The sequence below is a fragment of the Marinicauda pacifica genome (genome assembly GCF_004793635.1).
In the GTDB taxonomy this organism is placed as follows: domain Bacteria; phylum Pseudomonadota; class Alphaproteobacteria; order Caulobacterales; family Maricaulaceae; genus Marinicauda; species Marinicauda pacifica.
Map to the genome: position 1 here is coordinate 520,246 of NZ_SRXV01000002.1, position 13,807 is coordinate 534,052.

The following is a 13,807-nucleotide window of genomic DNA, read 5'->3' on the forward strand; positions in this document are numbered from 1 at the left end:
AGGCCATCGTCCTTGCGCAGGCCCGGCGGCGGCGAAATGGCGCTGCCGGTCCAGGCGCAGAGAGGCAGAACAATCGTCCTTGCACAGAGAAGAACGCGCGAAGCGGGGCGCTGCAGCCGGGTTCAGGCGGCGGTTTTCGACCACACCCGTCCAGATATTTACCGGGCGCCCTCTAATCTTAGATTGATATTCGCCGGCCTTTGCTGCATACGCGAAGAGGCAGTGGGGACAAGCGCAATATGCCAATCAGGCCGGTCATTCTGTGCGGTGGGAGCGGCACCCGGCTGTGGCCATTGTCGACTGCGTTGCGCCCCAAGCAGTTCCAGCCCCTTGCCGGGCCGGTGTCGATGCTGGAGCAGACCGCACTGCGTGTCGCCGCGCCAGCCGGCGGCGGAGCGAATCCGCCCGCATTCTCGCCTCCACTCATTGTCGGGTCGCTGAACAATCGTGAGTTGATCCAGTCCTGCCTGGGCGATTGCGAGCTGATCCTCGAGCCGGTCGCACGCAATTCCGCACCCGCGATTGCCGCCGCCGTTGCGATGGCAGACGACGACGAGCTCCTGCTCGTCCTGCCGGCCGATCACCGGATCGGCGATGTCGCGGCCTTTCACAAGGCGATTTCGGCGGCCGTCGGGCCAGCCACAGACGGCCAGATCGTGACCTTCGGCATCCAGCCCGTCCATCCGGCCACGGCCTATGGCTATATCGAGGCGGGCGGCGGCGATACGCCCGTGCGTCCGGTCCTGCGCTTTGTCGAGAAGCCGGACGCGGAGACCGCGCGCGGTTATCTGGAGACCGGGCGCTTCTACTGGAATGCCGGCATCTTCCTGTTCCAGGCCGGGGCCATGGCCCGAGCGCTGGAGCGCTGCGCACCGGAGGTGCTCACCCAGGCGCGCCTTGCGCTGGGCGAGGCACGCGGCGGTGTGCGCGTACTCGACAAGGAGGCGTTCAGCCAGGCGCCCTCCATCTCCATCGACTATGCCGTGATGGAGCCGCTGAGTGCAGAGGGCCAGGTCAGCGTCGTTCCGGTGGACATGGACTGGAGCGATCTGGGCGATCACGACGCGCTGTACGAGGCGATGGCCCGGACGCCGGACAATCTGGCGCGAGGACCGGTGCGCACGCGCGAGACCGAGGCCTGCTCGCTCTATTCGGACGGGCCGCACCTGGCCGTGATCGGGGTCAAGGACCTGGCCGTGATCGCCTGCCGCGAAGCGGTCCTGGTCACGCATCGATCACGCGCCCAGGAGGTCCGGCACATGGCCGAGGCTGCGCGCGGCTTCGGCTTTGCAGACCTGTTGCCGGAGGCCACAAGGAGCCGGGTGCGCGACTGGGTGTTCGACCGCATGCTGCCCGTGTGGGATCGCCATGGCTGGGACGACACCCATGGCGGCTTCAGGGAAGACCTGACACTCGACACTCCGTCGCAGGAGCATGCGCAGGTCCGGCGCGTGCGTGTGCAGGCGCGCCAGATCTACGCCTTCTCCCACGCTCATATCCTGGGCTGGAGCGGAGCGGGCCGCGACCGCGCCGCGCAAGGGCTCGACTATCTGCTGACCCGGGCCTGGCAGCCTGGCCTCGGCTTTGCCCATCGTCTCGACCGCACCGGCCGCATCGTCGACGGCCGGGCCGACACCTACGACCACGCCTTCGTCCTGACCGCGATGGCCTGGGCCCACCGCGCCGGAGTGGCGTTCGATTTCGACCACTGGACCGGGCAGGTCCTGGAGACGCTGGACACGCGTCTGGCCACCGGCTTCGGCGGCTATCGCGACAGCGACGCGCCGGAGTCAGGCCTGCGCGCCAATCCGCACATGCATCTGCTGGAAGCCTGCCTGGCCCTGTACGAGGCGCGGCGCGAGCCGCACTGGCTGGCGCGCGCTCAGGCCATCGTGGAGTTGTTCGAGCGGTATTTCTTCGACCCCGTCCATGACTGCGTGATCGAGCATTTCACCGGCACATGGCAGCCCGACCCGGAGCGCGCCAACCGGATCGAGCCCGGCCATGCCTATGAATGGGCCGTGCTGCTGGCCCGGTTCGAACGCCATTCGGGGCGCGACCTGACCAGCTGGGTCCGGCGCCTGATTGCCGGGGCGGACCGGATCGGGCGCGACCGCCGCACCGGCTTTGCGTATAATTGCGTCGCACCGGACGGCACGCCGATCGATGGCGGGCGCCGCCTCTGGCCGCAGACCGAGATGCTGCGCGCCCGCCTGGTCGTGCCGGGCGTGACCGGGCTGGACCAGGCCGACGCCCTGATCGCGGCGCTGTTCGACACCTATCTGGGCGATGCCGGTCCCGGCCTGTGGATCGACGAGTACGACGCGGACGGCAAAGCGAAAAGTGACGCCGTTCCCGCCAGCATAGTCTATCACCTCATGACCGCCTTCGCGCCGGTCATCGATCCGGCCAGGGCCTGACCGCCCGCGCCCCATGGAGCTTGTTGAATGAGTGACACACATACGGTGCGTGCCCCCCGGGTGGCCCTGGTTTCCGGCTTCTGGGGCCAGAATGTCGGCAACGCCTTCTTCAATATCGGCGGCAAGTGGATCCTGGAGCAGATGTTCGGCCAGGGCGAGGTCGAGTTCATCCAGGACCAGCCCGGCTACCGGACCTTTCACGATCAGCTGAAGGGCAATCCGAAAAACGATGTCGAGTATCTGCGCCTGCTCGATCTCGACTATATCGTGCTGCAGGGCCCGCTCCTGACCACCGGTTTTCGCCATTTGTGGGAGCCGACCTTCAAGGCGCTGACCGCACGCGGCACGAAGATCATCCTGCTGGGTGCGGCCTTCTTCAAGTTCCGCGACAGCGAGTTCGAAGCCGCGCGCAGCTTCCTTGACGAATACAAGCCCGCGCTGATCTCCACGCGCGACAGCGAGAGCTACGCCATCCTGAGCGGCTGGGACCTGGGCGTCCCGCTCTATGACGGGATGGACAGCGCCTTCTTCGCGCCCAAGGCCTATACCCCGTTCAAGGTCGCCGGCGAGCGCTATTACGCCTTCAACTTCGACCGCTATCCCGAGCCGACCATCACGCTGGGCGCGCAGGACCCGGAAGCCGATTTCAGCTTCGAAGCCGATGGCACGCGCTGGAATCTGACTACGCCGAACCTGACCTCGCGCCTGGCCCACCGGTCCAAGGTGCAGGCCTATCTCGGCCATCTGCTCGACCGGCGCAAGCTGCCCGCCGAGCTGAACGGACGCCTGGTGATCCGGCCCGAGCACCGCACCAATCCGCACATGACCTACAAGATCTACCAGCATCCCAATGCGGTCTGCTCGGACGAGCCGTGGACGTATTTCACGATCTACGCCAACTCCGCCCTGACCCTGGCCGACCGGGTGCATGCCTGTGTCGCGACGCTGGCCTACGGCAATCCGGCCATGCTGTTCACGCCCAGCCCGCGCGCCGCCCTGTTCGCCCGCGTCGGCGCCGGCGAGATCAAGACCCGCCCCGTCCAGCTGGACATGGACTGGCTGGAGAACGAACGCACACAGCAGGTGGCATGGCTCCGCTCGCACATCTGATCGCGGCCGGGCTCGCGCTCTCCCCCGCACCCGCCGCCTCTCCCGCTCCGGCCGGACTGGAGGACGCGGGCGCAGCGTGGACGCTCGTCTTCGAGGACAGGTTCGAGGGCGAGACCCTCGATCCGGCCGTCTGGGCCATCGAGTCCGGCGCGCCCGGCCACATCACCTCCAGCCGCTGGCCGGAGAATGTGGAGGTGCGAGACGGCCTCCTGCATCTGGTCACGCGCCAGGAGGCCCGCGACTCCAGTGATAACGAGGCCCGCAGCTGGACGACCGGCCATGTCTGGACGCACCGGACCTTCGGCGACGGCGTGTTCGAGGCGCGGCTGAAACTCGCGCCGCAGGCCGGGCTGAACAACGCCTTCTGGCTCTTCCCCGCGCGCCATCCTGCGTTCTCAGATCTCGGCCCCGGCGAGACCGCCTGCGAGATCGACGTGATCGAGGCCACCCACCCCGCGCGCATGACCTATAACCTGCATGTCTTTACCGCCGGCACGCAGGAGGTTGCGCGCGACATCTACCGCCTGACCAATCCGTGGAGCGCGCCGGAGCCCAATTCGGCCCGCTTCATGGTGCTCTCGATCGAGCGGGACGGCGAGACGCTGATCTGGCGGCGCGACGGTCATGTCGTGCGCCGCGCCGAAGCGCCCTGCGCCGGGCCGCTGACCGTGCGCCTGTCCACCGCCACCGCCAGCTGGCTCGACACCCCGGACGACGCCCTGGACGGAACCGCCATGCAGATCGACTATGTCCGCGTGTGGGAGACAGAGTGATGGGCGCGCGGGGGATGCTGAAGATCGTCGCAGTCTTTCCGCCGCCCACCACAGGGATGACGCATGTCACCAAGGCGATTGCGGAGCGGCTTTCAGAGACCATTGACGTTCGGCGCTTCGTTGTAAGCAAAACAGATGGAAAAGCGCGCTTCTGGAGTTTCAGAAAGCATCTTGCGCTCGTACGCCAGCTTACACGCGCGATTTTTTCCGATCCGCAGAAAGCGCCTGTTTATATTGTTCTGGACGCTGGCCAAGGCGCGTGGGGAAGTCTGGTGCTCGTCCTTCTGGCCAAGTTGAGCGGCGTCCCTCTGATCATCCACCACCACGTATTTTCCTACGTGGAAGCCCCTACGCTGGCCACACGATCTGTCTTTGCTGTCGCGCCTGCCAACACGCTGCATATCACGCTATGCCCGTGTATGGCTGACAAGCTGAAGCGGCTCTATGGCGACTCTGTAAGGACGAGCGTGCTCTCTAACGCCGCGTTCATTGCCCCCTCCGAGGCCCGAAGATCACCCGCCCGAGCGCTCAACTCGGTTGGCTTCCTTGGCAATATTACGCGGGAAAAGGGTATCTTGCTTTTCCTCGAAACCATGCGGGTTCTGGAGGACCGGGATATCACCCTGAGCGCTATCATCGCCGGTCCCATCTCAGACGTTGAAATCCGGTCTGAGGTCGATGCATTCATCGCGGAGGCTCCCGAGCGCCGTTCATACCGAGGTCCTGTCTATGGGGAGGACAAGGCAGCGTTTTATCAGGACATCGACGCTCTCCTGTTTCCCAGCCAATACCGCAATGAAGCGCAGCCAGTTACAATCTACGAAGCCCTGGCTGTCGGATGTCCGGTATTAGCGACCGACCGTGGGTGCATTCCCGATCAGCTTCCAAGCGAATGGGTCTTTGATCAGGAGTGCTTTGTCGCATCCGCAGGGATAGCTATTTCCGGTTGGGTTCGCCGCCACGAAAATTTTGGGCAGGCGACAAGATTGGCAGAGCAATTCTATAGCGACGCCTGCCGCGAGGCCTCACGATCTTTGGCGTCCCTAGTCTCTGTAATAAAAAAGGCCAATAAATGACTTATATTGCGCTTTTATTAGCAATACTCAGCATCTTTGTATTATTAATTTGTAACAAACGTTACGGATTAATATCACCCTCTGGCATGGTTATTTCTTTAATTATTCTAAATATAATCGGTTTTGTATTAGTAGAATTTTACAAAATTCATTCCGATTCACAAATCATACATAGTTATAAATTTGATTATTCTTATATACCAATTCAAATGCCATTTATTATATATTACTCTATCGCTCTCTTATTTTTTATATTTATATCAGAACTATCACGCGCGAGAAAGCAAAGCCCGGCAAGATTTGCATTCTCAATACCACGTACAAAATCAACCTTCATAATTTCATTTTTCGCGATATCATCTTTACTAATAGTAGCCGGCATACATGCCATTATAACAGATATGAGCTTCCTGAAAACATACAATCTATATCTACAATTAAGAGACCCCAGATTTTTTAATATTGATAACCGCGCACTACAAGTCATTCATGGGTCTGTCGGCTTTCTCGGATTTATTTCCGCCGGCGCCCTGTTTTTATCTATTAAACTCAGAAACATCATACTCGTTACAATGTCTATTATTGTATTTTCATATTTTGGCGCGTTTCAAGCCGCAAGCCTTTCCCGCTGGTTAGCTCTTCAAATAGGATTTTTAGTACTGTTACTACTGTCAGATAACAAAACACGTACGAATATTATCACTATTATAGGATTATTTGCTGCACCGGCAGCCTACTTCGGGGCTATGAATGGGCGCGATAGTAATGATCTTGGCATAGGAGCATTCTTTCAAGGTATATTCTCTGGAGCGAGTTCAGATTTTTTTATTCATACAATCGCAAATATCTTTGGTGGTGGCCTAGTGTTTTCTGAGGCGGCGACGCGATCTGGAACTACTTATCCTTTTATATTTAAAATTTTATCTTTTTCACCACTTCCATCCGCCATCGACAACTTCCAGAGCGTTCGGGCCATTCACGATGTTAGAATTAATATTTTTGGTCCGTTTAGTACTTACGCGGAGTTATATTGGTTTGACCCTCAATGGCTTATTTTATTCTTGATAATAACTGGAGCAAGTCTTTACACGAGCCAACGCGCTTGGAATATATCCAGCAATAAATTATCAACTAGAGTTTTAGCTCTTTTATCTTTCAGTATGACTGTTTACGGCCATCTTTTTACTCATCAGTATCCCATACGGAGTTCACTTAGATGGATTATTATTGCTGGAATTTTAGGATGCATATCGATTTACATCGAACACAAGGATCAGCGGAGCAAGCCTCGACCTCAAATTTTTCGATGAAACGAGCTCCACGCTCCCAAACCACTTATTAGACCGTGAACTATAACCGAAACTGTCAGAGAGATCGCCGCGCCTAGGGCCGTTACCGGCAGCAAGGACACCGTCATGACCAATGCGACGAACCCAAGAAACGTTGCCATAAGTTCAATGTAAGCCCGACCTAGAACCAAGAGGAATAAGTCGGACACACCAGCAAGAGAACGAATAATCCGTGCACCTGCTAAGATTTGCAACCCAAGACCCGCGTTGGCGAGCTCCGGCGAGACCGCAAACAGGGCCAGGAATTGGTCCGGAAAAAGAAGGATTGGCAGCATCAGAACGCCGACACCCGCGAATGAAATCGCCGCCGTCAGAGCAAACAGCGCCTTCAGCTGATCGGGGAATTTCTGGGCTGCTCCGACTCTCCGCGCGAAGGAGGCATTCACGATCCCCGTGAAGGTGGCCGCGAGGCCGGCAAGGCGCGCCGCAACGGCCACGAAGCCGGCAAGGACCGGCGACCCGAGTCCGGCTGCGAGCAAGACCATGACGTGGCTGGCGCCGCCGGAGAACACCCGCATGAGCGCCATGGAGGCCAGGTCGACCGGTGACATCGCCTTCAACAAGGCAAGGGCTCTGGACGCGGACAAGTCCACGCGCGTCGAAGTGGACATGAAAATCATGACGAGGCCCAATCCGCTCACGATGTGTGTCAGCACAAGGGCTGTCAGCACCTCATGCGCAGGCAGCAGAATCGACACGGCGAGGTAGCCGAGCGGCGCAAGGATGGTCGCGAAATTGGTGATGAAGAGCGAGAGTTCGGCCTTGCCGCGCCCGCGCATTTCCTCGCTGAGCAGCAGATTCAGGGAAAACACCACCGGGCCGATTGCCGCGATCCAGGGTAGATCGATCTCCGCTTTAGAGCGCAATACCCAGACCAACGCCACGCTGGCGGGCGAGGCAACCAAAGCGGCCAGCAGTGCGCCGAACCAGAATGCAGACCGCCAGCGTTTCAGCCGCGCGAACGACCGCACGTCGATAAGCGCTGCGCGTCGCATCAGCATCTCTGGAAACCCAGCAGAGAAAAAACCTCCGGCTAAGGTCGTGAATGCCAGATAAGATGCGAACGCACCGATCGCGTCTCCTCCGTGCAGATGCCCGAGCAGCGCGAATACGGCGAGATTGGCGAGCGTGATGGATCCACGAACACCGCCCACGCGAAAGAGGCGCCAGATCCCGATTTTTCGAAATAAGCCAGTCAGACGAGCGAGAACGGTGCGCATTGAGCCCCCCAAAGCCGGCGCCGTCTTACACCAGACGGGCACCGCCTGTCGTCACCTTCTGCGTGCTCAATGTCCGGCGATAAATTCCAGGCGCCCTTCGTCGAGCGGAGCGGTCCAGATTGCAATCGCTGCCAGCGAGCCGTTCAAGTACCCATCGGACGCCCGGGCGCCTAAACGCATGTTGGCAAGGCCAACTGGCCGGTCGATTTCCGGATCAACAATAATTGATCCGCCGTTGATCGAGCCTGAAATCGAATTCGCACGAAGGGATACGGCTAGCCTTGAGCGCCCTTGCAATACGGTCGAACTCAAAACCCCCTGTAGCGGCCCGACGCTGGACGACGTAAACACCTGCGCATTGCCCGCGTTGTGGGCCCAGATCTGGGGCCAGCGATTGCTGGTTGTGCCGTCGTCGATCGTCAGGGCGGCCTGAAGTCCGGTGAGGGCGGGCAAATTCCATTCCACCATGAGCGTGAAGGGCTGGAGCGGGTCGAAGCCGAGCGCCGGCAGGTCGGTAAGCGAGATCGTGTCCTCCGGCCCGTCCACGCGCAGGCCCTGCGGCGTCAGGCGCGGCGCGGCGGCGCCCAGGACCGCGCCGGGCAGGTCGGCGATGGTGTCGTAGACCCGGCCGCGTACCGCGTGCCGGTCCCGCCCGCCGGTGAAGTTCAGCACCAGGCCGGTGCGCGCCGCCTCGTGCAGCAGGGCGCGCGGCCCGGACATCCCTTCAAGGCAGGGGGCGAGGCGGTCGGCCGCGGCGGCCGGCAGGCCGGTGGCCAGGCCCAGCCTCATGCCAGCCCCACAAGGCCGCTCGCGCCCGTCCCCGTGGCCAGGACACGCCGCGCGCGAATGGCATACTGGATGCCGGGCAGAAGGCCGGGCAGGACGGCCGTGTCCCCGCCCACGGTCAGGACCGCGACATCGCCCTCGCCGGCCACCATCAGGCCGCGCGTGGGCCGGGCCAGCTCCGCGCCGTCGTCTGGCACGATGGCAAAGGCGTAGGCGGGCGGGCTGTCGAGCCCGGCGGCACGCGCATCGAAGTCACTCATGGCAGGACGTCCTCTCTCTCAACCGACAGGCGCCGAGCGTAGAGCCGCGGCCACAGGGCGGGGATAAAAGCCCGCACCGTTATCTACTTGTGATTGACGGCTATGCTGCGATGCGGCATCAAGATCGGGTCGAGTACGGGGATAGCACGATGACAAAAACGGCACTGGTTTGCGGCGCGGGCGTCAGTTGGCGCGAGAGCGCGGCAAACGCCGCCGCAAGCCCTCAATCTTGACCAGTGTCCGATCCATGTCTCCGGTCATCATCTCGCAGTATTTCTTTCCCGAACCGACCGGCAGCGCTCCGCCGATTACGGATCTGGCATTGTGGTTAGCCGAGCAGGGGCACGAACCTGCAGTCGTCACGGCCCGACCGAACTATCCAGATCGAGTTGTCTTTGAAGGCTACCGGCAAGGCGAGCGTGATCGGGAGGTCTGGTCGGGGATTCATGTCCGCCGGCTGGCGAGCCTCGTCACACGGGGATCAGGATTGTTCGGGCGACTGATCACCGAAGGAAGCTTTCTCCTCGCCCTGTGCCTTCACAGAGTGTCTCGTCGCGCCTCAAATTCGGTGATTTCGGTTTGCCCTTCGATATTTGTCGCGCTGGGCGCGTCCCTGTTCGTGGCTCCGGCGGGGCGGCATCTCGTAATCGTGCACGACGTGCAATCCGGCCTGGGAAAGGCCACAGGAGCATCGGGATCGGCAATGCAAGCCCTGCGGCTTCTTGAACGCTATGCGCTGAACCGTGCTGACGTGATCGTCACATTGTCATCCGGGATGGCAGAGGCCATTCGCGAGCTGGGCGTTAGAACACCCGTAATTGTGGCGCCGCCGCAACTTGACGTGCACAAGTTCAAAGTTCTGCCAGAACCCGCGAACCCGACCGTGGTTTACTCCGGAGCGATGGGCCGAAAGCAGGGACTCCATCAGATTCTGGCGGCCGCCGAAGTTTTGAAGACCAGAGATTCCGAAATTCAGATTGTGATCCGAGGCCAAGGGGGCATCAAGGACGAGCTGGTCACGCTGGCGCACTCGAAGAACTTGACGAATGTAAGGTTCGAGCCGCTCGCGCCGTTCGATCAGCTCAACGAAGCAATGGCATCAGGTCATATTCATCTCGTCCCCCAGGCCTCCGACGGGGCAGATTTCGCAGTTCCGAGCAAAATTTTCTCGATTATGGCCTGCGGCCGCCCGTTTATTGCCACAGCGCATGCCGAGTCGCCGCTCGCGGACCTTGCAGAGCAGAGCGGCTCAGGCGTGGTGGTTACGCCTGATGATCCCTTCGCGCTCGCCGACGCCATAACCTCGCTGATGAAGTCGGAATCTACCCGTCTGAACTATGGCGCCAATGGTCGCAGATACGTGGAACGGTGCGTGGACCGCTCGGTCGTGTGCGAGAAAATCTGGGATGCGCTTATCAACAAGTCTGTGGCAGTGAACCGGATAGGAACGGAAGCAGTATGACTAAAACCGCACTCATTACCGGTGTAACGGGCCAAGATGGGTCCTATCTTGCTGAGTTCCTTATAGAAAAAGGATACGTCGTTCACGGCATAAAGCGCCGCGCCTCACTCTTCAATACGGCGCGCGTCGATCACATCTACGAAGATCCCCATACCCAGGATGCAAGCTTCAAGCTGCACTACGGGGATCTCACAGACACCTCGAACCTGACCCGTCTCATCAGTGCCATCGAGCCGGACGAGATTTACAATCTCGGCGCCCAATCCCACGTCGCGGTGAGCTTCGAGGCCCCCGAATACACAGCAGACGTAGACGCGATGGGGACCCTCAGATTGTTGGAAGCCATGCGCTTTCTCGGGCTGGAGAATAAGACTCGTTTCTACCAGGCGTCGACTTCTGAGCTGTATGGACTGGTCCAGGAAATTCCACAGCGCGAGACGACTCCATTCTACCCCCGTTCCCCTTACGCGGTAGCCAAGCTCTATGCTTACTGGATTACCGTGAATTACCGAGAAGCATACAACTTGTACGCATGCAACGGAGTGCTCTTCAATCATGAATCACCCCGACGGGGAGAGACATTTGTAACGCGGAAGGTCACAAGGGGACTATCGCACATCGCGCTCGGATTGGAGTCTTGCCTGTACATGGGCAACATAGATGCTCTTCGCGACTGGGGTCATGCGAAGGACTACGTGAAGATGCAATGGATGATGCTCCAGCAGGAAAAGCCGGAAGATTTTGTAATCGCTACCGGCAAGCAGTATTCCGTACGGGAATTTATAACCTGGTCCGCATCTGAACTTGGAATAACTCTGGAATTCTCTGGCGACGGTGTGAACGAGATTGGCGTTGTAGCCAAGACGACGGGAAACCTGGCGCCTGCGATGAAGCCGGGCGATGTCATCGTGCGCATCGACCCACGCTACTTCCGCCCGGCGGAGGTCGAAACTCTCTTGGGCGATCCGACGAAGGCCAAGGAGAAACTCGGCTGGATTCCGGAAATAACCGCGCAGCAAATGTGCGCGGAAATGGTCGCCGAAGATTACAAGTCGGCCAGACGAACGGCACTCTTGCGCGAACACGGGCTCGAACTGCCCATGAGTCTGGAGTAGCAATATGGAATACCAACTGACCAACAAGCGGATATGGGTTGCCGGCCATCGCGGGATGGTCGGTTCTGCCCTCGTCCGGCGACTGCAGTCTGAAGGCCCAGCGACTATCCTGAAGGTGACCAGACAAGACGTAGATCTAACTGATCAGGCTGCGACGGTTCGCTGGATTGATAAATCCAAACCCGATGCAGTGTTCGTGCCGGCCGCAAAGGTTGGCGGAATACTTGCTAACCAAACTTACCCAGCAGATTTTCTCTATCAAAACCTTATGATCGCCGCGAATATTATCAATTCGGCATATCAAGTTGGGGTAGAGAAACTTTTATTCTTAGGGTCATCCTGCATCTATCCAAAATTTGCTGAGCAGCCGATTGTAGAAGACGCACTTCTTACCGGCCCTCTTGAGCCGTCCAACGAGTGGTACGCAATCGCGAAAATCGCAGGGGTCAAACTTTGCCAAGCTTACAGGGGCCAGCATGGCGCTGATTTCATTTCTGCGATGCCTACGAACCTCTATGGCCCTGGCGACAATTATGACCTGATGACAAGCCATGTCATCCCAGCATTAATCCGCAAGGCTCATGACGCGAAGACGTCCGGAGCGCAAACAGTCGAAATTTGGGGTACTGGCACGCCACGTAGAGAATTCCTGCATGCGGATGATTGCGCGGATGCCCTGGTCCATTTGATGAAGACATATTCCGAAGCTCAACACGTCAACGTTGGCGCGGGTGAAGACATCACGATTGAGAACCTAGCTCGACTTGTCATGGAGGTGGTCGGTTTCGAAGGTGAACTGACCAAAGATTTGTCAAAACCGGACGGCACACCACGAAAGTTGATGAGCGCAGACAAGCTCCAGGCTCTGGGCTGGCACCCTTCGATCGGGTTGCGTGAGGGGCTGGCGTCGGCGTATCGCGATTTCTGCGCGCGCTACGGTGAAGCCTAGAGCCTCCTCGTTCTGCCAGGGCGAGAGACCCGCCGGGTCCGGCATCCGGTGATCGGGCGCTCCCGATGCCAAGCTCTTGAAAGCCGCAGCCAGAAGCGCCGTCCGGCCTTTGCAGCCGCGCCGTTTCGGGCCACGCTTGCGCCGGTTGAAACAGCGAATGCAGACCGGTTGCCCGTGTCCGACTCCATAGATACCGATTTACTGATCATCGGCGGCGGGCTCGCGGCCATGGCGCTCGCCAACCGCCTGATCGAAAGCGGGGCGCGCTTCCAGGTCCGGATCATCGAACCGCGCGACGATTTTGCCCAGAACCGCGCCTGGGGCCTGTGGGCTCCGGCCCGTCATGCCTTATCCCCCTTTGTGAACGCCCGGTGGACGCGCTGGTCGTTTTCGCGCGACGGCGGAGGTGGCGCAGAGCACGCTATCCCCGGCCTGTCCTATCAGCTGGTGGAGAGCGGGCCGCTTTTCGCCCGGCGGCGCGACCGGATCGGCGACGCGCCTCACATCCGGCTGGAGACGGGGATAACCGCGCACCAGACCGGGCATAGCGGCGGATCGGTCTTCGTCGAGACCAATGCCGGCCGCCTGCGGGCGCGCCATGTGATCGACACGCGGCCGGTTTCCGCGTCATCGTCTCAGATACCGGTCATGTACCAGTCTTTTGCAGGGTGTTTGTCGCAGGATGGCGGCGGGACCGCGTCCCCGTGCGCGGAGATCATGACGCGGATGCGGTGCGATAGTGCCGGTCTCGCCTTCGATTATGTCCTGCCGCTCGGCAACGGCCGCGTCCGCACCGAGGCCGTGCGCTGGAGCCCGGTTCCGCTTGAACGCTCCCGGCTTGAAGCCGAGCTTGACGAGCTGCTCTCCCGGCGCCGCTGGACCAGGGCCGGACCGGTCAGCTACGGCGTCCTGCCCACCGGCCTTCCCGCCCCTCGCGAGCACCCTGTCCGCGGTCTGGTCGCAGCCCGGATGCAGGCGGGCGGCTGGCGGGTGGGGGCCGGTCAAAGCCTGCTGAGACTGGAAAACTGGGCCGGGACGGTCACCCGCCGCCTGCTCGCCGGGCGCGCGCCGCCGGCCTTTCACGGTCCCGGCCTGGTGGCCGGACTGGCCAACCGGCGCCTGCTCTCTGCCCTGACCCGCGACCCGTCGGCGATGGACCGGACCGTGCTCTCCCTGGCCGGGTCCCTGTCCCCCGCCACGCTGGTGCATGTCATGACAGGCAATCCCGGCGTGCGCGACAGCGCCCGGCTCATGCTCCATCTGCGCGCGCGAGCCAACACGTCCTGA

Annotated in this window: 12 protein-coding genes; 9 read left to right on the top strand and 3 right to left on the bottom strand. The window is 60.5% G+C overall.

What is annotated here, in order from left to right; translation table 11 throughout:
• Window positions 1-239 precede the first annotated feature (239 nt).
• Genes E5162_RS08780 through E5162_RS08800 form a run of 5 tightly spaced genes read left to right on the top strand, consistent with a single transcriptional unit; the run spans window position 240 to window position 6,689 of the window.
• Complete coding sequence (locus E5162_RS08780) at window positions 240-2,420, top strand: AGE family epimerase/isomerase (RefSeq protein ID WP_135944862.1); 2,181 nt, start codon at window positions 240-242, stop codon at window positions 2,418-2,420.
• A 27-nt stretch (window positions 2,421-2,447) separates the two neighbouring features.
• Window positions 2,448-3,530: a polysaccharide pyruvyl transferase family protein gene (locus E5162_RS08785; RefSeq protein WP_135944863.1), complete on the top strand. Its 1,083-nt coding sequence runs from the start codon at window positions 2,448-2,450 to the stop codon at window positions 3,528-3,530.
• Window positions 3,509-4,303: a glycoside hydrolase family 16 protein gene (locus tag E5162_RS08790; protein ID WP_135944864.1), complete on the top strand. Its 795-nt coding sequence runs from the start codon at window positions 3,509-3,511 to the stop codon at window positions 4,301-4,303. Before E5162_RS08785 ends, E5162_RS08790 begins: the two co-directional genes overlap by 22 nt.
• A gap of 14 nt (window positions 4,304-4,317) precedes the next feature.
• Window positions 4,318-5,379, top strand: a complete 1,062-nt coding sequence (locus tag E5162_RS08795; RefSeq protein ID WP_158291253.1) for a glycosyltransferase family 4 protein — start codon at window positions 4,318-4,320, stop codon at window positions 5,377-5,379.
• Entirely contained in the window at window positions 5,376-6,689 is a 1,314-nt protein-coding gene (locus E5162_RS08800) for a hypothetical protein (RefSeq protein WP_135944866.1), read from the top strand. The genes E5162_RS08795 and E5162_RS08800 overlap by 4 nt, the downstream gene beginning before the upstream one ends.
• Here the strand turns inward: E5162_RS08800 and E5162_RS08805 are convergent.
• The 3 genes from E5162_RS08805 to E5162_RS08815 all read right to left on the bottom strand — a co-directional run bounded on the left by E5162_RS08805 (window position 6,674) and on the right by E5162_RS08815 (window position 8,994).
• Window positions 6,674-7,948 (bottom strand): polysaccharide biosynthesis protein, encoded by a 1,275-nt coding sequence (locus E5162_RS08805; protein WP_135944867.1) that lies wholly within the window; start codon window positions 7,946-7,948, stop codon window positions 6,674-6,676. The genes E5162_RS08800 and E5162_RS08805 overlap by 16 nt on opposite strands.
• Before the next feature lie 66 nt (window positions 7,949-8,014).
• Window positions 8,015-8,737: a hypothetical protein gene (locus tag E5162_RS08810; protein ID WP_135944868.1), complete on the bottom strand. Its 723-nt coding sequence runs from the start codon at window positions 8,735-8,737 to the stop codon at window positions 8,015-8,017.
• Window positions 8,734-8,994: a spike base protein, RCAP_Rcc01079 family gene (locus E5162_RS08815; protein ID WP_135944869.1), complete on the bottom strand. Its 261-nt coding sequence runs from the start codon at window positions 8,992-8,994 to the stop codon at window positions 8,734-8,736. Before E5162_RS08815 ends, E5162_RS08810 begins: the two co-directional genes overlap by 4 nt.
• A gap of 247 nt (window positions 8,995-9,241) precedes the next feature.
• Here E5162_RS08815 and E5162_RS08820 point away from each other — a divergent pair, with 247 nt between their 5' ends.
• From E5162_RS08820 to E5162_RS08835, 4 genes are all read left to right on the top strand, one after another.
• A complete protein-coding gene (locus E5162_RS08820; RefSeq protein WP_135944870.1) occupies window positions 9,242-10,456 on the top strand; it encodes a glycosyltransferase in 1,215 nt (404 codons plus the stop codon).
• On the top strand, window positions 10,453-11,571 hold the full coding sequence (gene gmd / locus E5162_RS08825) for a GDP-mannose 4,6-dehydratase (protein ID WP_135944871.1): 1,119 nt from the start codon (window positions 10,453-10,455) through the stop codon (window positions 11,569-11,571). The genes E5162_RS08820 and gmd overlap by 4 nt, the downstream gene beginning before the upstream one ends.
• A 4-nt stretch (window positions 11,572-11,575) precedes the next feature.
• Window positions 11,576-12,520 carry a GDP-L-fucose synthase gene (fcl, locus tag E5162_RS08830; RefSeq protein ID WP_135944872.1) on the top strand — a complete coding sequence of 315 codons (945 nt, stop codon included), beginning with the start codon at window positions 11,576-11,578 and terminating at the stop codon, window positions 12,518-12,520.
• Window positions 12,521-12,694: 174 nt separating this feature from the next.
• Entirely contained in the window at window positions 12,695-13,807 is a 1,113-nt protein-coding gene (locus E5162_RS08835; protein ID WP_135944873.1) for a lycopene cyclase family protein, read from the top strand.